We start from the raw sequence: 22,129 nt of genomic DNA, 5'->3' as shown, positions 1-22,129 counted from the left end.
CGGGTCGCCGCGCGGGCCGTCGGCCCGTCTCATGGCCGTGTTGTACCCGCGCGGGCCGCGGACTACCCCGCGCGGGGCCGGCCCCGCGGCCCTGCGCGGCCGTGAGGGCCGCGGGAGCGCTCCGCCGGTCCTCCCGCGCGGGCGCCCCCGCCCCCTCCCGGACCTCCCGGTCACCCGGTCAGAACAGCGCGGAGGTGAGCTTGCGCCGTGCGGCGCCGATCCTGGGGTCGTTCGGGGGCAGCAGCTCGAAAAGTCCCAGCAGGTGGGTGCGCGCCCGGTTCCGGTCCTCGTCACCGGTGCGCCTGACCGTGTCGATGAGGCGGTCGAAGGCGTCCTCGAACCTGCCGCCGTACATGTCGACGTCGGCGACGGTGATCTGGGCGTCGACGTCCTCGGGCCGGTCGGCGGCGGCCTGCCGGGCGGCGTCCGCGTCCACGTTCTGGAGGCGGCCGACGAGGCGGACCTGGGCGAGCTTGCTCCTGGACTCGGTGTCGCCGGGGTCGGCTTCCACCGCCTTGGCGTAGGCCGCCTCGGCCGTCGCGAAGTCGCCCTGGTTCAGGGCCTCCTGGGCCTCGACGTCCACGGGACGGGCCTGGGGCTCCTCGGAACGGCCGGGCTCGCCCCCGGCCTCCCCCGCACCGGGCTCACCGGTGATGGTGCCGGGGTGGCCCTGGGGCAGCGCGCCCTGCTCCTTGAGCGCGGCGAACGCCTCGACGAGCCAGCCGGTGAGCTGCTCCTCCGTGGCCGGGCCCGCCGGGCCGGGCAGGAGCTGCCCCTGGACGACCACGACGATCATCGGGGTCGTGGGCACCCGCAGGGCCTGGACCAGCTGGGGGCTGGCCTCGCTGTCGACCTTGGCCAGGAACCAGTTGCCGCCGGAGGCCGCCGAGAGCTTGTCCAGGGCGTTCTCGAACTGCTCGGACTGCTCCGACCAGCCGGCGAGGACGGCCAGCACGACCGGGGAGGCCATGGACCGCTCCAGGACCTGGGCCTGGAAGTTGGACTCGTCGACGTTGACGGCATAGGGATTGGATCGACCCGCCGACTCCGCCGCACGCTGTTTGGCCTCGCGTTCCATGGCCGCCTTGCGCGCGCCGAGGTCAACGGCACTGTTCGGTGAAAAGTCCGAAGGCTGCATGCTTCCATCCTGCCGTATACGGGACCGGGAGCGGACCGTGTTCCACACCTGTCCGCGGGCAGGGGCCCGACCCCCGTTTCCGGGCCCCTGCCCTTCCCCTTCCTCGCCTCAGCCCCTCCTGAGGCTCCTCCCCGGGAAGGGGAGCTCTCACTCCGGCGGGTCCGGAGTGGTCCGTGTCCCGCCCGGTGCGGCAGCGCCGCGCTCACCGGCGGACGCGAGCACAGGCGGGTGTGCTCCGCGGTCGCCCGCGGTGTCCGTACCGGTCGGGCCGCCCCACAGCCGCACGCACGCTGTCAGAGCAGTCACCGAAGGAGCGAGGGGTCCGCGGAGGAACGGTGTGCTCCGTCGGCGGACGCCGCCCATCACCCCGTACAAGGTTCGATCGGAGCACAGTGAAGCATCACGGAGCACCACGGCCCCGTCCTTCACCACCAGAGTCTGCAAGCCGCATTCCGTGTCCCGCGAGCTTCTGCGGCGTATCCTCAAAGGCGTGGTACCGAATGCAATTCTGTCGCTACGATCTGGGACATGGTGCAATCCCCCTTCCCCTCCCAGATCACGAAGTGGCGTGAGCTCCGAGGCCTCACACAGAGGCAGTTAGCGGCCCGGCTCGGCACGTCCTCCTCGTCCCTGTGCAGATGGGAATCCGGCGAGAACACCCCAAAACGGGATCATGTGGAAAAGCTGGACGAAGTCCTTCAGGCGTCCGGCCGGCTCCTGAAGGTATGGGAGACGCAGACCGTCGGCTCCGCGCTCCCGCCGTGGATGCGCGACCTCTGGCGGTTGAAGGAGGAGGCGGTCCACATCGAGTTCCTCTCCCCCGTCCTGGTCCCGGGGCTCCTGCAGTCCCCCGGCTACGCGCGGATCGTCTTCGAGCACGGGCAGCCGCTCGCCCCTCCGGCCGAGATCGACCACCTCGTCTCCATGCGCTGCGCCCGCTACGAGCGCCTGCGCAAGCGGAACGACCCCGAGGTGGTCGCGGTGTTCCCCCACAGCGCGCTCATCTGTGTCTCCGACGACGTACGGCGCGAACAGGCCTCGCACCTGGTCTCACTGGCCGGAGGCGGGAAGGTCCGCCTCCACCTCGTGCCGGAGGGCTCGGCCCTGATCGGGATCACCTCCCCGCTGCTCCTGTGCCGACTCGTGGACGGGTCGCGCGTCGCCTCCAGCGACCACGTTTCCGGTAACGTCCTCTACGACGAAGGAATCGGATTCGACCGGCTGTCTGAGCTGGTGAAACGCGCCCTCGGCAGTGCGCTTCCCCCGGATCAGTCAGTGCAGGTCCTCAAGGGGTTGAGCGCGTGACCGGTGAATGGCACAAGTCCAGCTACAGCAGCACGGGTGGACAGTGCGTCGAGGTACGGGAGCACGAGACCTGGACGGAAGTACGCGACTCCGTCCACCCCGATTCGGGCTGTCTGTCCTTCCCCCTTGTCCAGTGGGTGACCCTGACCACCCACGCGGACGCCGTCTGAGCTGACAGGGCGGGGCCCCGCCGGAGGACTTCCGGCGGGGCCCCGCCCCCGGGTCACGGCCTCGGGACGGTCAGAACCTCGGGTCCTCGGTGTAGGTCCCGAACTCCTCCCCCATGGCCGCGCAGATCTCGCCGAGCGTGGCCTCGGCGCGGGCCGCGTCCATGATCAGCGGGATCAGGTTGCGGTCGTTCGCGCGCACGCCCTCCAGCAGGGCGGCCAGGGCGCGGTCCACGGCGGCACCGTCGCGCTGGGAGCGGCGCTCGCCGAGCACCCGCTTCTGCTCATGCTCGACCTCGTGGCTGATCTTGAGGATGTCGAGCTCGCCGGAGACGGTGTTGGTGTGGCAGTTGACGCCCACGATCTTCTTGTCGCCCTTCTCCAGCGCCTGCTGGTATTGGAAGGCGGACTCGGCGATCTCGGAGCTGAAGTAGCCGTTCTCGATGCCGGCGAGGATGCCGGAGGTCATGGGGCCGATCTCGTGCTCGGCCCCCTCTCCCCCGCCCATGCGCATGATCTGGGCGAAGATCCGCTCCGCGTCGGCCTCCAGCTCGTCGGTGAGCGACTCCAGGTACCAGGAGCCGCCGAGCGGGTCGGCGACGTTGACCACCCCGGTCTCCTCCATGAGGACCTGCTGGGTGCGCAGGGCGATCTCGGCGGACTGCTCGGTGGGCAGGGCCAGGGTCTCGTCCAGGGCGTTGGTGTGCAGCGAGTTCGTGCCGCCGAGGACGGCCGCGAGGGCCTCCACGGCGGTGCGCACCACGTTGTTGTAGGGCTGCTGCGCGGTGAGGGAGACCCCGGCGGTCTGGGTGTGGAACCGCAGCCACTGGGCCCTCTCCGTCTTGGCGCCGTAGACGTCCCTCAGCCAGCGCGCCCAGATGCGCCGGGCCGCGCGGAACTTGGCGATCTCCTCGAAGAAGTCGATGTGCGCGTCGAAGAAGAAGGACAGGCCGGGCGCGAACCTGTCGACGTCCAGTCCCCGGGACAGGCCCAGCTCGACGTAGCCGAAGCCGTCGGCGAGGGTGTAGGCGAGCTCCTGGGCGGCCGTGGCGCCGGCCTCGCGGATGTGGTAGCCGGACACCGACAGGGGCTTGTACGCGGGGATGTTCTCCGCGCAGTACTCCATGAGGTCGCCGATCAGCCGCAGCTGCGGCTCGGGCGGGTACAGCCACTCCTTCTGGGCGATGTACTCCTTGAAGATGTCGGTCTGGAGCGTGCCGTTGAGGGTCCGGATGTCCACCCCCTGGCGCTCGGCCGCCACCAGGTACATGCAGAAGGCGGGGACGGCCGGACCGCTGATGGTCATGGAGGTGGTGGTCTCGCCGAGCGGGATCCCGTCGAAGAGCAGGTCCATGTCGGCCACGGAGTCGATCGCCACGCCGCAGTGGCCCACCTCGCCCAGCGCGTGGGGGGAGTCGGAGTCGTGCCCCATGAGGGTGGGCATGTCGAAGGCGACCGAGAGCCCGCCCCCGCCCGAGGCCAGGATCATCTTGTAGCGCTCGTTGGTCTGCCGCGCGTTGCCGAACCCCGCGAACTGGCGGATGGTCCACGCCCGGCCGCGGTAGCCGGTGGCGTAGAGGCCGCGCGTGTAGGGGTACTCCCCCGGCCAGCCGATGCGCTCGAAACCGGGGACCTCGGCACCGGGCCGGGGCCCGTAGACGGGCTCCAGGGTGCGTCCGGACAGGGTCGTGAAGTCGGCGTCGCGTGTGCGCGCGGAGTCGTAGCGGCGCTGCCAGCGCTCTCGACCGGCCTCGATCTCCCCGGCCCCGCCGCCGTTGGTGGGGTCGTTCGTGGTGTTCGCCATACCGAGATAGTAGGACGTCCAAGTAATGATGTACAGCGAGGGCGCCCGTGGCGCCTCGGGGCGCGACGGGCGGGTCAGCGGCCCTCGGCGGCTCCCGAGACGGGTTCGGGGAAGTCCCCGAAGTCCACCCTGAGCCGGGTGAACATCTCGTGCATGCGCCACAGCTCCTCGTCGGAGTAGCAGGCCAGGCCGAAGTCCATGGACAGCAGCGCCTGTGTCGCCTCCTCGGTGACCCGGCGCCCGGAGTCGGTGATCTCGGCCAGCACGCCGCGACCGTCGCTGGGGTTGGGGAGGCGGCGCACGAAGCCCTGCCCCTCCAGCCGGTCGATGGTGTTGGTGACGCTGGTCGGGTGCACCATGAGGCGCTCACCGATCTTGCCCAGGGGCAGGGAACCCGAGCCGCTGAAGGTGAGCAGCACGAGCGCCTCGTAGCGGGCGAAGGTCAGGCCGAACGGCTTGAGGGCTCCGTCCAGCTCCCCGATCAGGATCTGCTGCGCGCGCATGACCGAGGTGACCGCGGCCATCGCGGGCGAGGCCCCCCATCTGCGCGTCCAGTTCTCGTGTGCGCGCTCGATCGGGTCGAACGGAAGATTCAACGGATTACCCACGCCGCCACTCTAGCCAGGGGTCGGCACAGCCCTCGCCGAATCCGGCATCCCGGGACAAGCACGGCGCGCCCGTCAAGCAGGCGCGACGCGCCGGGCACCCCTCGAGGGGGCGGGGCGGCGGGCACGCGGGCGAGGACGACCTCCTTAACAGCCGACCGGAAAGAAGGCAAGACTTTTCCGTGGCCACAAGGGGACAGATGCCGACAGCGGAATCCGGTCCACCCCGCCAACTCGGAAAATCCGGATCCGGCACCGGGGAACTCCCGGAAAGTCCGCGCACCGACCGAGGGGATCCCCGAAAGTTCCGGCGCAGGCGTTGACGGCACCCGGAATTATTAGTTAAGTTTCCTAAAAATTTATCCCCCCACGTCAGAAGCACAGGAGTGACCGCCCGTCCTCACCCGGCCCGTGGAACACCTCCCCAGGAGGGCGCCGACCCGGCCGCGGACCGCCGCTTTGCGCGGTCGTCCGACCGCAGACCGTCCCACCCGCCCACGGCGCGGCGACCGACACATCCCCCCGACCCCCGCTCACGCACCAGGAGATGCCCCGACGTGAGAGCACCGCGTTTCAGAACCCGCCTCGCGGCCGCCGCGGCCACCGTGCTGCTCGCCCCGCTGGCGCTGGCCACGCCCCCGGCCGCCGCCGAGGAGGCCCCCGTCCAGGCGACCGCCGCCTCCGGCCTCACGGCCGCCTACACGGAGTCGGCCCGGTGGAACACCGGCTACACCGGCGAGATCACCGTCCACAACACCTCGGACTCCCCCGTCGGGGACTGGACCGTCGAGTTCGCGCTCCCCGACGGCAGCAGCATCCACCACCTGTGGAACGCCACGCTCGCGGGCACCCCCGAGGGCTACACGATCACCCCGCCGCACTGGGGCGCCGACATCCCCGCCGGCGGCAGCTACTCCTTCGGCTTCAACGGCCTGCACTCCGGCGGCGCCACCGAGCCGGTGGACTGCCTGGTCAACGGCTCCTCCTGCGCCGGAGGCGGTGAGGGCCCCTCCCACGACAGCCTCAGCGTCGCCTACTACACCCAGTGGAGCGCCAAGGAGCGCGACTACCACGTCCGGGACCTGGTGGACAGCGGCAGCGCCGAGAAGCTCACGCACATCCAGTACGCCTTCGGCAACGTCAGCGCCGACGGCGAGTGCTTCATGAGCAACGAGCCCGGCCAGGGCGACGCCCTCGCCGACTACGGGCACACCGTCCCCGCCGCGGAGAGCGTGGACGGCGTCGCCGACGACCCGCACCAGGACCTGCGCGGCAACTTCAACCAGCTGCGCGAACTCAAGGAGATGTACCCCGAGCTGGTCGTCAGCGTCTCCCTGGGCGGCTGGAACTGGTCCGAGCACTTCTCCGACGCCGCGCTGACCGCCGAGTCCCGCGAGCGCATGGTCTCCTCCTGCATCGACCTGTACCTGCGCGGCGACCTGCCCGAGATCGACGGTGCGGGCGGTGAGGGCGCCGCCTACGGCGTCTTCGACGGCATCGACCTGGACTGGGAGTGGCCCGGTTCCGGCGGCAACCCGCACAACACGGTCCGCCCCGAGGACAAGGAGAACTACACCGCCCTGGTGCAGGAGTTCCGCGACCAGATGGACGAGCTCGGCGAGGAGACCGACCGCCACTACGAGCTGACCGCGTTCATGCCCGCCGGCGGGTGGCGCCTGGACGCCGGGTACGACCTGGACCGGCTCATGCCCAACTTCGACTTCGTCACGGTGCAGGGCTACGACTACCACGGCACGTGGGAGGGCACGACCAACCACCAGTCCAACCTGGTCGTCGACGCACGCGACCCGGAGCCGGTGATCTCCACCGAGCTCATCCTCCAGGCCTACCTGGACCGGGGCGTGGACCCCGGCAAGCTCGTCCTGGGCGTCCCCTTCTACGGACAGGGGTGGACGGGCGTGGAGCCCGGCCCCGAGGGCGACGGCCTCTTCCAGGCCGCGACGGGCCCCGCGCAGGGCACCTACGCGGCGGGCACCGAGGACTGGAAGGTGCTGAAGGAGAAGGCCGCCTCCGGCGGGTTCGAGCTCCTCCGCAACGACGAGGCCGGTACCGCCTGGATCTACGACGGCGAGACCCTCTGGAACTACGACGACGAGGTCTCCATGACCCAGAAGACCGACTGGGCGCAGGCCCAGGGGCTCGGCGGCGTCATGATCTGGTCCATCGACGGCGACGACGCCGAGGGCAGCCTCATGGCGGCCATCGACACGGCGCTGAGCGACTGAAGGCCCCCGGTCCGGTGGGGATCTTCCGGACCGGGCCCGAGCGGCGCCGGTGCTCTGATCCGGGGAGCACCGCCGCCACGGTCGGCGCGGACCGATGTGCGACGGTCCGCGCCGGCCCCCACTCCCTCCCCCCGACCCCCGGGACACCGCGCCATGCCCCCAGCACGCGTACGGCACCTCTCACGCGCGCCGCCGAGAACCGGTACCGGTCAGCTCAGGACACCGGACTCCTCGGGCGCACACCCCGCAGCCGATCCGCCGCCCCGCCGCGGCGGAAGGCGAACCCCCACACCCGCTCACGCACCAGGAGCAACAGTGAGAGCACGACTCAGAAACCGGATCGCGGCCCTGGCGGCCGCGGTCGTCGCCCTACCCATCGCCCTCTCCTCCGTTCCCGCCGCCGCCGACACCACCGGCGTCACCGTCACCTACGTGGAGACCAGCCGCTGGGAGACCGGCTACGGCGGACAGCTCACCATCGGCAACGGCTCGGACGCCCCGCTCTCGGACTGGAGCATCGAGATCGGGCTCCCCTCCGGCGCGGCGATCACCAGCCTGTGGAACGCCACCCTCAGCCGGTCCGGCGACACGTACACCATCACCCCGCCCTCGTGGGGCGCCGCCGTCCCCGCCGGCGGCAGCTACTCCATCGGGTTCAACGGCACCCACGGAGGCGGCGACACCGCGCCCGTGGACTGCGCGCTCAACGGCAACCCCTGCTCCGGCGAGCCGGGCGGGGAGGACACCGAGCCGCCCGCCGCGCCGGGCGGACTGACCGTCACCGGCACGACCTCCACCACCGCGTCCCTGGAGTGGACGGCCGCGAGCGACGACGTGGGGATCGCGGGCTATGAGGTCCTCTCCGGCGGAGAGGTCGTCCGCGCCGTCACCGGCACCACCGCCACGGTCACCGGGCTGGCGCCGGAGACCGGGTACACGTTCACCGTGCGGGCCTACGACACCTCCAACAACCGGGGCCCGGAGAGCGCCCCCGTCACCGCCACCACCGGCGCGGGCGACGGCGGCGAGCCCACCGACCCGCCCGGGGACCGCCGGGTCGCCTACTTCACCCAGTGGGGCGTCTACGACCGCGGCTACCTCGTGAACGACCTGGTGACCTCCGGTACCGCGGAGAAGCTCACCCACATCAACTACGCCTTCGGCAACATCAACGCGGGCGGCGAGTGCTTCATGGCCAACCAGCCCGGCCAGGGCGACGCCTGGGCCGACTACGGCCGCTCCTTCGGCGCCGCCGACAGCGTGGACGGGGTCGCCGACACCTGGAGCCAGGACCTGCGCGGCAACTTCAACCAGCTGCGCGAGCTCAAGGAGATGTACCCCCACCTGAAGGTCAACATCTCCCTCGGCGGCTGGACCTGGTCCGAGCACTTCTCCGACGCCGCGCTGACCGCCGAGTCCCGCGAGCGCATGGTCTCCTCCTGCATCGACCAGTACCTGCGCGGCAACCTGCCCCTCTTCGACGGGGCGGGCGGCGCCGGGTCCGCCTACGGCGTCTTCGACGGCATCGACCTGGACTGGGAGTGGCCGGGGTCCGCGGGCCACGAGCACAACACGGTCCGCCCCGAGGACAAGGAGAACTTCACCGCCCTCGTCGCGGAGTTCCGCGACCAGCTGGACGCTCTGGAGGGCGAGACCGGCCGCGAGTACGAGCTGACCGCCTTCCTGCCCGCCGACCCGGAGAAGATCGAGCTCGGCTTCGAGATGCCGTCGCTCATGAGCGACTTCGACTTCATCACCGTGCAGGGCTACGACTACCACGGCGGCTGGGAGGACGTCGCCAACCACCAGTCCAACCTGGGCGAGCACCCCGCCGACCCCGGTCCCGACGTCTACTCCACCGAGACCACGGTCCAGGCCTACCTCGACCGCGGCGTCGACCCGGCCGACATGGTCCTGGGCGTGCCGTTCTACGGGCGCGGCTGGACCGGTGTGGAGCCCGGACCGAACGGTGACGGCCTCTTCCAGAGCGCCACCGGTCCTGCCCCCGGCAGCTACGAGGCCGGGATCGACGACTGGAAGGTGCTGAAGGAGCTGCAGGGCTACGAGCTCCACCGCGACGACGCGCTGGGCACCGCCTGGCTCTACGACGGCTCCACGTTCTGGACCTACGACGACGAGGTCTCCATGACCCAGAAGACCGACTGGGCGCAGGCCCGGGGGCTCGGCGGCGTCATGATCTGGTCCGTCGACGGCGACGACGCCGAGGGCAGCCTCATGACGGCCATCGACACGGCGCTGGACGACTAGGGCGACCCCGGTCCGGCGGCACCGGGCCGGAAGGGGTGTCGGTGCTCCGGTCCGAGGAGCACCGGCGCCCGGGCCGGTGCGGACCGATGTGCGACGGTCCGCACCGGCCGCTTCCTTCTCTCAGGGGTGGGGGTCCCCACCCCGCCAAGGCCTGTTCCTGCCATCCTTGGCCCGGACGAACACGCGCGAGAAGGAGCGTCCGCCGTGGCAAGTACCCACTCCCTGGAGACACCCGACGGAACGCTGTACTACGAGGTCCGTGGCCAGGGGCCCGTCCTCGTACTCACGGGCGCGCCCATGGGCGCGGGGGAGTTCGCCCCCGTGGCCGACCTGCTCGCGCGGGACCGCACCGTGCTCACCCACGATCCCCGGGGCATCTCCCGCAGCCCCCTGAACGACCCGGAACAGGACTCCACCCCCGAGTTGCGCGCCGACGACGTCGCCGCGCTCCTGGACGCACTCGGCGCGGACTCCGCCGACGTACTGGGGACCAGCGGCGGGGCGGTGACCGCGCTGGCGCTGGCCCAGCGCCACCCCGACCGGGTCCGCACGGCCGTCGCGCACGAGCCGCCCCTGATGGAACTGCTGCCCGACGCCGCCGAACAGCGCGCGGCCACCGAGGAGCTCATCGCGACCTACCACCGGGAGGGCCTGTTCGCGGCCCGGGAGAGGTTCGCGGCCAACGCCGGATTCCCCAGGAGGGGAAGCGGCGAAGCGCCGGCCGAGGAGCCCTCGGAGCAGATGCTCGCCGACAGCACCCGCTTCTACGTCCACGAACTGCGGCACACCACCGGGTACGTGCCCGACACCGGCGCCCTCAAGGCGGGGCCCGTCCGCGTCGTCGTCGGACTCGGCGCCGATTCGGGTCCCCTGCTGACCTCCCGGACCTGTGCGGCGCTGGCCGACCTGCTCGGCACCGCGCCGGTCACCTTCCCCGGCGGCCACGGCGGCTTCACCGACGACCCCGAGGGCTTCGCCGCCGTGCTGCGCGACGTCCTGGACCGGCCGTAACCGCTGCGGGTGTGGAGCACTCCGATCACACCGGCAACGGATCCGGTCAGCCCACTAGCCGATGTCGGCCCCGAGCTCCTTGGCCAGGACCTCCGCGGCCGAGTAGGGGTCCCGCCGCCCCTCGGCGACCTCCCCGGCCAGCGTGTCCAGGCCGGCCTCGTCACCCACCTCGCCCATCCGGGCGCGCAGCAGGTCCAGCACGATCGCCTGCACCTCGTGCCCGGCGCGGGCGCGGCGGCGCGCGGCCAGATCGCCACCGGCCTCCAGGTGGGCGAAGTGCTGGTCCATCCGCTCCCACAGCTCGTCGACGCCCTCGTCCTTGGAGGCGACGGTCATGACGATCGGCGGCTTCCACTCCTCGTCGCCGCGGTCCTTCATGGCGATCATCTGGCGCAGTTCGCGCAGGGTGGACCTGGCTCCGTCCCGGTCGGCCTTGTTGATCGCGAAGACGTCGGCGACCTCCAGCACACCCGCCTTGGCGGCCTGCACCGAGTCACCCATGCCCGGAGCGCAGAGCACCACGGTCGTGTCGGCCTGCCCGGCGATCTCCACCTCGGCCTGGCCCACGCCCACGGTCTCCACCAGGATCACGTCGAACCCGGCCGCGTCCAGCACCCGCAGCGCGTGCGGCGTGGCCCAGGACAGCCCGCCCAGGTGGCCCCGGTTGGCCATGGAGCGGATGAACACCCCCGGGTCGGTGGCGTGCTCCTGCATCCGCACGCGATCGCCCAGCAGGGCGCCGCCGGTGAACGGCGACGAGGGGTCCACGGCCAGCACGGCCACGGTCAGCCCCTTCGCCCTGGCCGCGCGCACCACGGCGTTGGTGGTGGTGGACTTGCCCACCCCCGGGGATCCGGTGAAGCCCACCACGCGGGCGCGGCCGGTGTGCGGAGCCAGGCCCGCCATGATCTCGCGCAGTTCCTCGGACCCGTTCTCGACCAGGGTGATCGCGCGGGCCAGCGCCCGGCGGTCACCCCCGCGGACCCGTTCGACCAGTCGGGGGGCGTCCATGTGACTCCTCGGTGTAGCGAAGCAGGGCGGGGCGAGGGCTCGTGGCCCCCGCCCCGCGGCTGTCAGGTGCGTCGTGCTTCCCGGGGCTCTCCCGGGTACACGTTTTCTTCGGGTCGGGTCTCCCGCACGGACGTGCCACGCGGGCGGTCGGGGATCTCCCGGTGCCCGCGGCCCGGGCCGCGGGGAGGCGGCCGCCGTCCGCCGGGAACCGGCTCCGGCGGCCGCGGGTGCCCGGTGGCCCGGACCCGGCGCCCCGTCACCCGGGGGCACCGGGGCGGCCTGGCCACCCGGGCGCGTGCCGCGTTACTCGGCGGGCACCGTGAACAGCAGGGCGTCGCCCTGGCCGCCGCCGCCGCACAGGGCCGCGGCACCGAGCCCGCCACCGCGGCGGCGCAGCTCGTAGACCAGGTGCAGGGCGATCCGGGCCCCGGAGGCGCCGATCGGGTGTCCGATCGCGATGGCGCCGCCGTCGACGTTGACGATGTCCTCCGAGACGCCCAGGTCCCGGGTCGACTGGATACCCACCGAGGCGAAGGCCTCGTTGATCTCGACCAGGTCCAGGTCCTCCACCGACCTCCCGGCCTTGGTCAGCGCGTGGTTGATGGCGTTGGAGGGCTGGGAGTGCAGCGAGTTGTCCGGGCCGGCGACGTTGCCGTGCGCGCCGATCTCGGCGAGGACCGGGACGCCCAGTTCCTCGGCCTTGGCACGACTCATCACGACCACGGCGGCGGCGCCGTCGGAGATCTGGGAGGAGGAGCCGGCGGTGATCGTGCCCTCGCTGTCGAAGGCCGGGCGGAGCTTGGCCAGGCTCTCGGCGGTGGTGTCGGGCCGGACGCCCTCGTCCGCGGAGAAGACGACCGGGTCGCCCTTGCGCTGCGGGATCTCCACGGGGACGATCTCGGCGTCGAAGCGTCCGGCGGAGGCGGCGGCCGCCGCGCGCTGGTGGGAGCGGGCCGCGAAGGCGTCCTGCTCCTCGCGCCCGATGCCGAGCTTGCCGTTGTGGCGCTCGGTGGAGGCGCCCATGGAGTCGCCCTCGAAGGCGTCGGTCAGGCCGTCGTGCGCGGTCGCGTCCAGGACCTCGATCGACCCGTACTTGTAGCCCTTGCGGGACTTGGGCAGCAGGTGCGGCGCGTTGGTCATGGACTCCATGCCCCCGGCCACCACCACGTCGAACTCGCCCGCGCTGATGAGCTGGTCGGCCAGGGCGATGGCGTCCAGGCCCGACAGGCAGACCTTGTTGATCGTCACCGAGGGCACGCTCATGGGGATACCCGCCTTGACGGCGGCCTGGCGGGACGGGATCTGTCCGGCGCCGGCCTGGAGCACCTGTCCCATGACCACGTATCCGACCTGTTCGCCGCTGATACCGGCGCGTTCCAGCGCGGCCTTGATCGCGAAGCCGCCGAGGTCGGCGGCGGAGAACCCGGCGAGGGAGCCGAGGAGTCTGCCGGTGGGGGTCCGAGCCCCACCGACGATGACGGAACCGGGCATCGTAACTGGCCTCCAAGTGATGGGTGACGCACCTGGTCTGCAACGATACCCACACAGCCGTCAGCGATCCCCGGGAGGTTCACCCCATGAGTGACGCACCGCACTCGGCCAGCGAGTTCACCGACCCGCCCCCCTCCCCCGGCCCCGTGCCGTTCTCGGGGCTGACCCGGCTCGACCACGTGGGGATCGCCTGCCATGACCTCGACGCCTCGATCGCGTTCTACCGGTCCACGTACGGGTTCGAGGTGGCCCACGAGGAGGTGAACGAGGAGCAGGGCGTGCGCGAGGCCATGCTCCGGATCAACGGCACCGACGACGGCGGCGCCACGTACCTGCAGCTGCTGGAACCCGTCCGGGAGGACTCCCCCGTGGCGAAGTTCCTGGCGCGCAACGGCGAGGGCGTCCACCACCTCGCCTTCGGGACCGCCGACGTGGCCCGCAGCGCGGCGGGTGTCGGAGAACACGGCGTGCGCGTCCTGGACGCCGAGCCCCGCGCCGGGACCGCCGGATCCAGGATCGTCTTCCTGCACCCCAAGGACTGCGGGGGCGTGCTCACCGAGCTGGTCCAGAGCGCCCACCAGTAGCGGAGCCCGGGGCCGGGGCGGGCGGCATCGCCGCACGAAGCCGCCGAAAACACGTCACGGGGGCGTTCCGGACACATCACAGGTTGAGGGTCATGTGCGTGGTCGGGCACAGAGGCCACCGGAAGTTACCCGAAACCCTCTTCCCAGGGGTTCGGCGCTTGATAAAGTCGGCTAGCTGCCGGATTCACCGTTCCGGCTCTGGTCCATGTCTTGCAGTTCGGTAGTCGAGCCGGGTCGGCCGTACCGCCGTGTCAGGTGACAGGGCGCACGCGGACGGCCTCGGAGGCGGTCAGGGACGCGCAAAGCCCGTCGCGTTGGCCCCATCCTCCCGGTTCGCCGCCCCGGACCCGCCTGTCCCCCGGGGACGACGCAGCCGCCCTCCTCGCCGCCCCCGGCCGTTTGCAAGTAGCCGTCTCGCACCCGTTCAGGATTCCGCCACATGCCGTCAAACAACATTGACACCCAGCTCAACAACATCTTCGACGAAGACAACACACCGCACGAATTCGACGTGGTGCTGCGTGGCTATGACCGCACCCAAGTGGACGACTACGCGGCCAGCCTGCGCCAGGAGGTGAAGCAGGCCGCCAAGGAGGCCGAGAAGCTCAAGTCCGAGCTGGCCGCCAAGACCCGCCAGCTCCAGGAGCGCGAGCGCCCCTCCTACTCCGGCCTGGGCTCGCGTATCGAGGAACTGCTGCGCCTGGCCGAGGAGCAGGCCAACGAACTGGTCCAGAGCGCGCAGGTCGACGCCAACGACATCCGCTCCGCCGCCCAGATCGAGGCCGCCGAGATGCGCGCGGCCGCCGAGTCCGAGGCCACCGAGGTCCGCACCCTCGCCCAGCGCGAGGCCGACGAGGCCCGCCAGACCGCGGAGTCGGAGGCGGAGGAGATCACCACCACCGCCCGCCGCGAGGCCGACGAGCTGACCTCCACCACCGAGCGCGAGGTGCAGAAGAAGCGCTCGGCGGTCGACCACGAGATCGCGGAGAAGCGCGCCACCTTCGAGGGTGAGATCGCCAAGCTGCGCACCACCACCGAGCGCGAGTGCGCCCAGGCCCGCGCCGCCGCCAAGCGCGAGCGCGACGAGACCATCCAGGCCGCCAAGAGCCAGGCCGAGGAGCTGCGCAAGAACGCCGAGCGCGCCTACGCCGAGTCCGAGGCCCGCCGCACCGAGGCCGAGGACCAGTTCGAGCTGCAGCTGGCCGACCGCCGCGCCGAGGCCGAGCGCCAGGACGCCGAGCGCCTCGCCGCCGCCCAGGCCGCCACGCAGAAGATGGTCAACGAGGCCGAGGAGCGGGCCGCCAGCGCCGAGCAGCGCGCCACCAAGGCGAGCCAGCAGGCCGAGCAGACCCGCCGCGACGCCGAGAACCACGCCAAGCAGCTGGTCGGCAACGCCAAGAAGAACGCCTCCCAGATCGAGGCCGAGGCCAAGTCCAAGGCCGACCACCAGCTCAGCGACGCCAAGGCCGAGGCCAACCGGATCATGACGGCCGCCCGCAAGGAGGTCGACGAGCTCAACCGCCAGCGCGACAGCATCCAGTCGCACCTGCAGCAGCTGCGCCAGCTGCTCGGCGGCGGCGGCCCCGCTCCGGCGGCGCCCGCGGCCCCGGCGGCCCCGTCCCCGGCCGCGATCCAGCAGGAGTCCGCGCCGGCCGCCGAGGAGACCAAGCAGCCCGCGCACTCCGGCAAGGGCACCGACGACGAGGACTGGTGGCAGGAGTAGCGTCCCGTCCCCCCCCGGGGGCTGACGCACGCTCACGCACGGGGGCCCGCCCCTCCCTTCGCGGGGAGGGGCGGGCCCTCGCCGTGCCGGTCCGGTGCCGCCCGCTTCCGGTCAGGGCGGAGGAGGGGCAACGGGCGCCGGAAGGCCCGGAGCGCTGGGAAGCGCGTCACCGGAGGGTCTGCGTGTCCCTCTCGTACGGGCCGTCCCACTCGACGGGCAGCGGGTGGGCCTCGGGGTTGACCCGCTTGACGATCTCGTCCAGCACGCGGCGCACGTAGGGCTCGCCCACCCACAGGTGCTTGGCGCCCTCCACCCCGATGATCTCGCACTGGGTGAGCGGGCCGAACCGCTCCCTGGCCTCGTCGGGGCGCAGGTAGTCGTCGTGCTCGGGCACCAGGGCGACCACGGGCTTGCCCGAATCGGCCCACGCCCTCATGTCCGACTCGTCGGCGCGGTGCAGCGGCGGGGACAGCAGCAGGGCGCCCTTGACCTGCGGGTCGGCGCCCCACTTGAGGGCCAGCTCGGTACCGAAGGACCAGCCCAGCAGCCAGGGGTCGGGCAGACCCTCGAACTCGGTGAACTCGATGGCGGCGAGGACGTCGTGCTTCTCGGTCTCACCCCCGCCGAACTCGCCCTGGCTGGTGCCGTGCCGCGAACTGGTACCGCGGGTGTTGAAGCGCAGCACCGCGACGTCGGCCAGCGCGGGCAGCCGGAACGAGGCCTTGCGCAGGACGTGGCTGTCCATCATGCCCTCGGCGGTGGGCAGCGGGTGCAGGCACACCAGGGTGGCCTTCGGGTCGCGTCCCTCCGGCAGGGCCAGCTCGCCGACCAGCTCCAGGCCGTCGGCGGTGTGCAGGGTGATGGGTCGTCGCACGGCGGGCAGCACCGTGGTGGCTCGGATCTCCATGGCTCCTCGTGTCCGGGTTCGGTGACCGTGGGCTCAGTATCGGGGGAGTCGGGGAGCGCGGTGGGAGCGCCTGTCCCAGCAGGAGGAGTGCCAGTGGCGCCGGTCGCCGCCGTCGCCGTAGGGGCGCCAGGCCACGACGTGGGCCATGCCCACGGGGATCTCCTGGGCGCAGCCGGGACAGCGGTAGACCTTGGTGGCCGAGGCGCCCGGGATACGGCGCGTCACCCACTCCCCGTCGGGACCCGTCTCGCGGCGCTGTCCTCCCGTGATGCGCAGCACGAGGGAGTCCTCGTCGTCGGGGGCACGACCGGGGGCGTTACGGCCCCGGCCGGACTTGCGGCGGGGGGAGTTACGGCGCGGGCTCACACCCCCAGGGTAGAAGAGGAGCGGCAGTGGCCGCCGCCACACATGTGACGGCGGCCGTGACGGGTGGAGCTCACGGGGCAGGCGGCGAAGCCGAGCCCCGAAGCGAGCGCCGTCTACCCCTGGCAGGCGCAGCCGCCGCCGTGCCCCCCGCCCTCCTCGGTGTCGGGCAGCCGGTCCATCAGCAGCGGTGCGGGCACCGAGACGGTGGTCAGGCTGTACTCGCCCATCGCGACCAGGGTGGTGACCACGGACTCGGCGCCGCGCTCCTCCAGGAGCTCGGTCGGGCCCTTGGGGTAGCCGCAGCCGAACCTCATGGCGGTGTCGACGTCCTTGGCGGAGGCGTACCCGTCGCCGATCATGCGCATGGCGTCGTCGATCTGCGGGGCGAGGAGCATCTCGCCCAGGTCCAGGGTCTCCTCCTCACGGACCATCTCCGCGTAGCGTCCCGTGGGCCGGGGCTCGGGCTCCTCGTCGGCGCCCGCGTAGAAGCCCTGGCCGGACTTGCGGCCCAGACGGCCCGCGGCGACCATGCGGCGCATCAGCGGCGAGGCGGCGTAGCGCGGGTCGCGGTACTCCTCCCACAGCACGTCCATGACGGCCAGGCAGACGTCCAGGCCGACCAGGTCGGCGAGGGTCAGCGGGCCCATGGGCAGACCGGCCGCCTTCTGGGCGGCGGCGTCGATCTCCTCGCGGGTGGCGACCCCGCGCTCGTAGAGGCGGACCGCGTCGTTGATGTAGGGCACCAGCAGGGCGTTGGCCACGAACCCGGCACGGTCGCCGGCCGTCACGGGGGTCTTGCCGATGCGCTTGGCGACCTCCGAGACCAGGTCGACGGTCTCGTCGCTGGTGGAGACCGTGGTGATGACCTCGACCAGCTTCATGACCGGGGCCGGGTTGAAGAAGTGCAGACCCACGACCTTGTCCGGACGGCCGGTGAGCGCGGCGATCTCGGTGACCGACAGCGACGACGTGTTGGTGGCCAGGATCGTGCCGGGCGGGCAGATCCGGTCCAGGTCGCTGAAGACGTCCTTCTTGATGTCCATCCGCTCGGGGACGGCCTCCACGACGAAGTCCGCGTCGGCGAGGTCCTCGCGCGAGGTGGTGAACGTCAGCCGGGCGTCGATCCCGGTGCGTTCCTCTTCGGTGAGCTTGCCCTTGCTGACCGCCCGTGAGAGGGACTTGTCCACGTGGGCGCGGCCGCGGTCGACGGCGGCCTGGTCGATCTCGACCCCGATGACGTTGAACCCCGCGCGTGCGAACACCTCAGCGATACCCGCGCCCATCGCGCCGAGTCCAACGACACCGACCTTGTCAAATTCCTGCACCATACGCCCAGAGTACGGGCCCCCGCGTCCCCGACCGCGCACGGGATGCCCCGGCGGGACACTCGGTGCCGCTGACGCACCGTCGGCGGGACCGCCGCACCGCGCCCCGGCGCGGCGGTCCCGCCCTTCGCCCTCGTCGGAGAGCCGCCGCCCTCAGCAGTCCACGAGCTCGGGGGACTGGTTCAGCAGCTGGGCCCTCGGGGAGGTGAACTCCGCGTGGGCGGCCTCCGCGCCGGGCGCGAACAGCGCCACGCGGTGGCAGTTCTGGAAGGCCAGGCGCAGGCCGAAGTGCCGCTCCACCGCGCCGCGCATGGCGTCGCTGGCGAGCAGGCGCAGCAGCTGGCCCCTCTCCTTCTCACCGGGCGGGGGCACCTCGTTGGCCTCGAAGCCGGACTCGGCGCTGCGGGCGCCGTCGGCCAGACCGCTGACCACCTCCCAGGCGTAGGGCAGGGAGTCCTTGATGCAGGCGATGAAGTCGGCGTCGTCGACCGGGCCGCGCTGCGCCTTCTCCAACAGGTCCGATGAGACCGTCAGCGACATGGATGTCCCTTCGTCGTTACGACAGAGCGGTTCGTCCGCGCCTGTCCTCTGGCGACGTTAGAGGTCCGTCGGCACCCAGTCACGGGGCGTGAAGGACACAACTGCCTTCCCTCGGGGGTACACGGATGTGGATACGGTTGTCATTGCCGACTGGGTGCGCGGGGGTTACGCGGACCGCGCCCCGTACACCGCCCGGAGGCGGTAACGTGGCCTCTCGTGCGTCTCGTCATCGCTCGGTGCAGCGTCGACTACGTCGGCCGTCTCACCGCCCACCTGCCCATGGCTCCCCGCCTGATCCTGATCAAGGCCGACGGGAGTGTGTCCATCCACGCCGACGACCGGGCGTTCAAGCCGCTGAACTGGATGAACCCGCCCTGCAAGCTGCGCGAGGAGACCGCCGAGGACGGCCCCGACGTGTGGACGGTCACGCACGGCAAGTCCGGTGAGAAGCTGGTGCTGACCGTCGAGGAGGTCATGCACGACTCCTCGCACGAGCTGGGCAAGGACCCCGGCCTGCAGAAGGACGGCGTCGAGGCCCACCTCCAGGAGCTCCTGGCCGAGCACATCACCACCCTCGGCGAGGGCTACACCCTCATCCGCCGCGAGTACCCGACGGCGATCGGCCCGGTCGACATCCTGTGCCGGGACGGCGAGAACGCCACCGTGGCGGTGGAGCTCAAGCGGCGCGGGGACATCGACGGCGTCGAACAGCTCACCCGCTACCTGGAGCTGCTCAACCGGGACCCGCAGCTGGCACCGGTGCGCGGCGTGTTCGCCGCCCAGGAGATCAAGCCGCAGGCCCGCGTCCTCGCCGAGGACCGCGGCATCGCCTGCGTGGTGCTGGACTACGACGAACTGCGCGGTATCGAGCCGGACGTCCTGCGCCTGTTCTGAGGCCCCGCCCCTGCGCGGCCCGCCCGCACCCCCTACTTCCGTCGGGGCCGGGTCCTCCGGGCGGAGAGGCGGACGCATCCCGGCGGCCGATGCCCGGACGGACGCCGTCGCGGGAGGGCCGGTGCCATGAGCGAGACGGCGATCGAGGTGGCGGGGCTCCGCAAGAGGTACGGCGACGACGAGGCCGTCGCCGGTGTCGACCTGACCGTTGCGCGCGGCGAGGTCCTCTCCCTCCTCGGCCCCAACGGCGCGGGCAAGGCCACCACCGTCGAGATCCTGGAGGGCTTCCGGCACCGCGACGGCGGCACCGTCCGGGTGCTGGGCGAGGACCCCGGCACGGCCGGGCGCCGGTGGCGCTCCCGCATCGGCGTGGTCTGGCAGTGCGAGGCCCTGACCCCGCGGCTGACCGTGCGCGCGGTGGTCCGCCACTTCGCGGGCTACTACCCCCGGCCCCGCGACCCCGACGCCGTGGTCGGCATGGTCGGCCTCGGCGAGAGGGCCGGCGCGCGGGTCGCCTCCCTGTCCGGCGGCCAGCGCCGCCGCCTGGACGTGGCCCTCGGCATCGTCGGCCGGCCCGAGCTGCTGTTCCTGGACGAGCCCACCACCGGGTTCGACCCCCGGGCCCGGCGCGACTTCTGGTCGCTGGTCGGCGGCCTGGCCCGGGGCGGCGCCACCGTCGTCCTGACCACCCACCACCTGGAGGAGGCCGAGGCGCTCGCCGACCGCGTGTGCGTGCTCGCGCGCGGCAGGGTCCGCGCCCTGGGAACCCCCTCCACCCTGGGCGGGCGGGCCTCGGCCCGGGCGACCGTCGGCTGGAGCGCGGACGGGCGGCGCCGCGAGGTCCGCACCGACGAGCCCACACGGCTGGTGGGCGAGCTGGCCACCCTGTTCTCCGGCGAGGTACCGGAACTGAGCGTGCACCGCCCCACGCTGGAGGAGGTCTACCTGGACCTGATCGGCGAGGCGGGCCGCGAACGCGGCGGTGGACCCGGTCTCCCCGACGCCCCCGGCGGACGCCGTGCCGGAACGGAGGTCACCGCGTGAGCATCCGCGCGGAAGGCCCCTCCCCGGCCGACCGACCGCCCGGGGCACTGCGCGTCGGGCTGTCCCGGGGCCTGCTGGAGATCCGCGAGTTCGCCCACGCGTGGAAGAGCGTGATCCTCACCTTCTCCCTCCCCGCGCTGGTCCTCGCCATGCTCTCCTCGCTCCTCGACGGCGTGTTCGCGGGCACGTCCGCCGTGGACCACTACCTCCCCGGCCTGATCGCGATGGGCCTGATGTCGGTCAGCTTCCAGAACCTGGGCCTGTCCATCGCCCAGGAGCGCGACACCGGCGGCCTGCGCCGCCTGCGCGGCACCCCGATGCCGCCGACCGCCTACTTCGTGGGCAAGACGGTGCTGGTGATGTTCCTGGCCCTGGGCCAGGTGGCCCTGCTGCTGGGCGTGGCCCGCCTGGCCTTCGGCGCGCGGCTGCCCGCCGACCCGGCCGCCTGGGCGACGCTCGGGTGGGTACTCCTCCTCGGCACCGCCTCCTGCTCCCTGCTGGGGATCGCGGTCAGTTCCCTGGTCCGCGATTCCCGCTCCGCCTCCGGCATCGTGATCGCGCCGTTCCTCGTCCTGCGGTTCACGTCGGGGATCTTCGTGCCCGTCGCGGTCCTGCCCGGGTGGGTGGTCGACGCCGCCTCGCTCTTCCCGCTGCTGTGGATGGCGCAGGGCCTGCGCGCCGCGTTCCTCCCCGCCGGCGCGGCCGCCCTCGAACCCGGCGGGGCGTGGAACCCGCCCTCGGTGGCGCTCGCGCTCGGCGTGTGGTGCGTGGTGGGCCTGGCGCTGGTACTCCTGACGTTCCGGTGGAAGGCGGGCAAGGACGGGTGAGCCGACGCGCGGACCGGCTCCCCGGCCCCTCCCCCGGGGCTCCCGCACCCGGGGTTCCCGCCCCGGAGTTCAGGGCCGTTTCAGGGATCGTCCGGATGTGGCGCACCGCACCGGGCGGAAGAATGGGCATATGGTGGAACCGATGAGCGAAGTGAATCCCCCCGAGCACGGTCGGATGCGCGCCTCCGACGCCGACCGTGACTCCGTCGCGCACCGGCTGCGCGAGGCCCTCGCCGAGGGGAGGCTGGACCCGGACGAGCACAGCGAACGCCTGGACGCCGTCTACCGGGCCAAGACCATCGGCGAGCTCGTCCCCCTCACCGAGGACCTCCCCGCGGAGAACGGCTCCACCGCCTCCGTCGCGCCCACCGACTTCCGCTCGCCCCGCCCGGTCTACGGCGGCGGACGGATCGTGAACCAGCAGCCCACCAGCCAGAGCGCGATCGCCCTGCTGGGCGGCGCCGACCGCTCGGGCAGCTGGGTCGTGCCCGGGACCTTCGTCTCCTTCGCGGTGATGGGCGGGATCGAGCTGGACCTGCGCGAGGCCCGGTTCACCCAGCGCGAGACCACCATCTGGGTCTGCACCGTCATGGGCGGGGTGGGCGTCATCGTGCCCGACGACGTGCAGGTGCGGGTACACGGGTTGCCGCTCATGGGCGGCTTCGGCATCTCCGAGAACACTCCCAGCGTGGTGGACCCGGACGCGCCGGTCGTGCACATCCGTGGCCTCGCCGTGATGGGCGGGGTGGGCGTCGAGTACAAGCCGCGCAAGCACCAGGACGGAATCGAGGAGTAGGGGCGGCCTCCCGCCCCGCCGGAGCGCGTCCAGCGGGCGCGCCGTGAGACGTTCTGCTCTGTCGGAGCCGTCCATCG

Annotated in this window: 20 protein-coding genes; 11 read left to right on the top strand and 9 right to left on the bottom strand. The window is 72.2% G+C overall.

Annotation, left to right across the window (positions count from 1 at the left end):
• Positions 1-178: 178 nt before the first annotated feature.
• Entirely contained in the window at positions 179-1,138 is a 960-nt protein-coding gene (locus A6A08_RS22885) for a tetratricopeptide repeat protein (RefSeq protein ID WP_073704680.1), read from the bottom strand.
• Between the two features lie 528 nt (positions 1,139-1,666).
• On the opposite strand from A6A08_RS22885, the gene A6A08_RS22880 reads away from it, so the two are divergent.
• Positions 1,667-2,443: a helix-turn-helix transcriptional regulator gene (locus tag A6A08_RS22880; protein WP_073704679.1), complete on the top strand. Its 777-nt coding sequence runs from the start codon at positions 1,667-1,669 to the stop codon at positions 2,441-2,443.
• The gene (locus A6A08_RS22875) at positions 2,440-2,613 is read left to right on the top strand and encodes a DUF397 domain-containing protein (protein WP_073704678.1); all 174 of its coding nucleotides are present in this window, start codon (positions 2,440-2,442) and stop codon (positions 2,611-2,613) included. Before A6A08_RS22880 ends, A6A08_RS22875 begins: the two co-directional genes overlap by 4 nt.
• A 70-nt stretch (positions 2,614-2,683) precedes the next feature.
• Here the strand turns inward: A6A08_RS22875 and A6A08_RS22870 are convergent, their stop codons facing one another.
• Both A6A08_RS22870 and A6A08_RS22865 read right to left on the bottom strand, forming a co-directional pair.
• Entirely contained in the window at positions 2,684-4,414 is a 1,731-nt protein-coding gene (locus A6A08_RS22870) for a methylmalonyl-CoA mutase (protein WP_073704677.1), read from the bottom strand.
• Between the two features lie 74 nt (positions 4,415-4,488).
• A complete protein-coding gene (locus A6A08_RS22865) occupies positions 4,489-5,010 on the bottom strand; it encodes a MarR family transcriptional regulator (protein WP_073704676.1) in 522 nt (173 codons plus the stop codon).
• Positions 5,011-5,576: 566 nt separating this feature from the next.
• Here A6A08_RS22865 and A6A08_RS22860 point away from each other — a divergent pair.
• The 3 genes from A6A08_RS22860 to A6A08_RS22850 all read left to right on the top strand — a co-directional run bounded on the left by A6A08_RS22860 (position 5,577) and on the right by A6A08_RS22850 (position 10,544).
• Positions 5,577-7,265 carry a glycosyl hydrolase family 18 protein gene (locus A6A08_RS22860; protein WP_073704675.1) on the top strand — a complete coding sequence of 563 codons (1,689 nt, stop codon included), beginning with the start codon at positions 5,577-5,579 and terminating at the stop codon, positions 7,263-7,265.
• Between the two features lie 315 nt (positions 7,266-7,580).
• On the top strand, positions 7,581-9,533 hold the full coding sequence (locus A6A08_RS22855) for a glycosyl hydrolase family 18 protein (protein WP_073704674.1): 1,953 nt from the start codon (positions 7,581-7,583) through the stop codon (positions 9,531-9,533).
• Between the two features lie 204 nt (positions 9,534-9,737).
• Positions 9,738-10,544 (top strand): alpha/beta fold hydrolase, encoded by an 807-nt coding sequence (locus tag A6A08_RS22850; RefSeq protein ID WP_073704673.1) that lies wholly within the window; start codon positions 9,738-9,740, stop codon positions 10,542-10,544.
• Positions 10,545-10,598: 54 nt separating this feature from the next.
• On the opposite strand, the gene meaB is transcribed toward A6A08_RS22850, so the two are convergent.
• Both meaB and A6A08_RS22840 read right to left on the bottom strand, forming a co-directional pair.
• Complete coding sequence (gene meaB, locus A6A08_RS22845) at positions 10,599-11,555, bottom strand: methylmalonyl Co-A mutase-associated GTPase MeaB (RefSeq protein WP_073704672.1); 957 nt, start codon at positions 11,553-11,555, stop codon at positions 10,599-10,601.
• 303 nt (positions 11,556-11,858) lie between these two features.
• Entirely contained in the window at positions 11,859-13,046 is a 1,188-nt protein-coding gene (locus A6A08_RS22840) for an acetyl-CoA C-acetyltransferase (protein ID WP_073704671.1), read from the bottom strand.
• A gap of 86 nt (positions 13,047-13,132) precedes the next feature.
• Here A6A08_RS22840 and mce point away from each other — a divergent pair, with 86 nt between their 5' ends.
• A complete protein-coding gene (gene mce / locus A6A08_RS22835; RefSeq protein WP_073704670.1) occupies positions 13,133-13,630 on the top strand; it encodes a methylmalonyl-CoA epimerase in 498 nt (165 codons plus the stop codon).
• 439 nt (positions 13,631-14,069) lie between these two features.
• Positions 14,070-15,353, top strand: coding sequence for a DivIVA domain-containing protein (locus A6A08_RS22830; RefSeq protein WP_073704669.1), 1,284 nt, complete (start codon positions 14,070-14,072; stop codon positions 15,351-15,353).
• A gap of 166 nt (positions 15,354-15,519) precedes the next feature.
• On the opposite strand, the gene A6A08_RS22825 is transcribed toward A6A08_RS22830, so the two are convergent.
• From A6A08_RS22825 to A6A08_RS22810, 4 genes are all read right to left on the bottom strand, one after another.
• The gene (locus tag A6A08_RS22825; RefSeq protein ID WP_073704668.1) at positions 15,520-16,260 is read right to left on the bottom strand and encodes an alpha/beta hydrolase; all 741 of its coding nucleotides are present in this window, start codon (positions 16,258-16,260) and stop codon (positions 15,520-15,522) included.
• Between the two features lie 33 nt (positions 16,261-16,293).
• The gene (locus A6A08_RS22820) at positions 16,294-16,626 is read right to left on the bottom strand and encodes an ATP/GTP-binding protein (protein WP_199867018.1); all 333 of its coding nucleotides are present in this window, start codon (positions 16,624-16,626) and stop codon (positions 16,294-16,296) included.
• 113 nt (positions 16,627-16,739) lie between these two features.
• Positions 16,740-17,954 carry a 3-hydroxybutyryl-CoA dehydrogenase gene (locus A6A08_RS22815; protein ID WP_073704666.1) on the bottom strand — a complete coding sequence of 405 codons (1,215 nt, stop codon included), beginning with the start codon at positions 17,952-17,954 and terminating at the stop codon, positions 16,740-16,742.
• A gap of 150 nt (positions 17,955-18,104) precedes the next feature.
• Entirely contained in the window at positions 18,105-18,491 is a 387-nt protein-coding gene (locus tag A6A08_RS22810) for an SCO5389 family protein (RefSeq protein WP_073704665.1), read from the bottom strand.
• Positions 18,492-18,707: 216 nt separating this feature from the next.
• Here A6A08_RS22810 and nucS point away from each other — a divergent pair, with 216 nt between their 5' ends.
• The 4 genes from nucS (at position 18,708) to A6A08_RS22790 (ending at position 22,052) form a co-directional block, all read left to right on the top strand.
• Positions 18,708-19,385 carry an endonuclease NucS gene (gene nucS, locus A6A08_RS22805; RefSeq protein WP_073704664.1) on the top strand — a complete coding sequence of 226 codons (678 nt, stop codon included), beginning with the start codon at positions 18,708-18,710 and terminating at the stop codon, positions 19,383-19,385.
• Between the two features lie 126 nt (positions 19,386-19,511).
• Complete coding sequence (locus A6A08_RS22800) at positions 19,512-20,429, top strand: ABC transporter ATP-binding protein (protein WP_073704663.1); 918 nt, start codon at positions 19,512-19,514, stop codon at positions 20,427-20,429.
• Positions 20,426-21,256 (top strand): ABC transporter permease, encoded by an 831-nt coding sequence (locus tag A6A08_RS22795; RefSeq protein ID WP_073704662.1) that lies wholly within the window; start codon positions 20,426-20,428, stop codon positions 21,254-21,256. Before A6A08_RS22800 ends, A6A08_RS22795 begins: the two co-directional genes overlap by 4 nt.
• 130 nt (positions 21,257-21,386) lie before the next feature.
• Complete coding sequence (locus A6A08_RS22790; protein ID WP_073704661.1) at positions 21,387-22,052, top strand: DUF1707 domain-containing protein; 666 nt, start codon at positions 21,387-21,389, stop codon at positions 22,050-22,052.
• Positions 22,053-22,129: the final 77 nt, after the last annotated feature.

Source organism: Nocardiopsis sp. TSRI0078 (assembly GCF_001905145.1).
Classification (GTDB): domain Bacteria; phylum Actinomycetota; class Actinomycetes; order Streptosporangiales; family Streptosporangiaceae; genus Nocardiopsis.
Note: the sequence above shows the minus strand (reverse complement) of the source record. Positions and strands in the feature narration are given on the sequence as shown.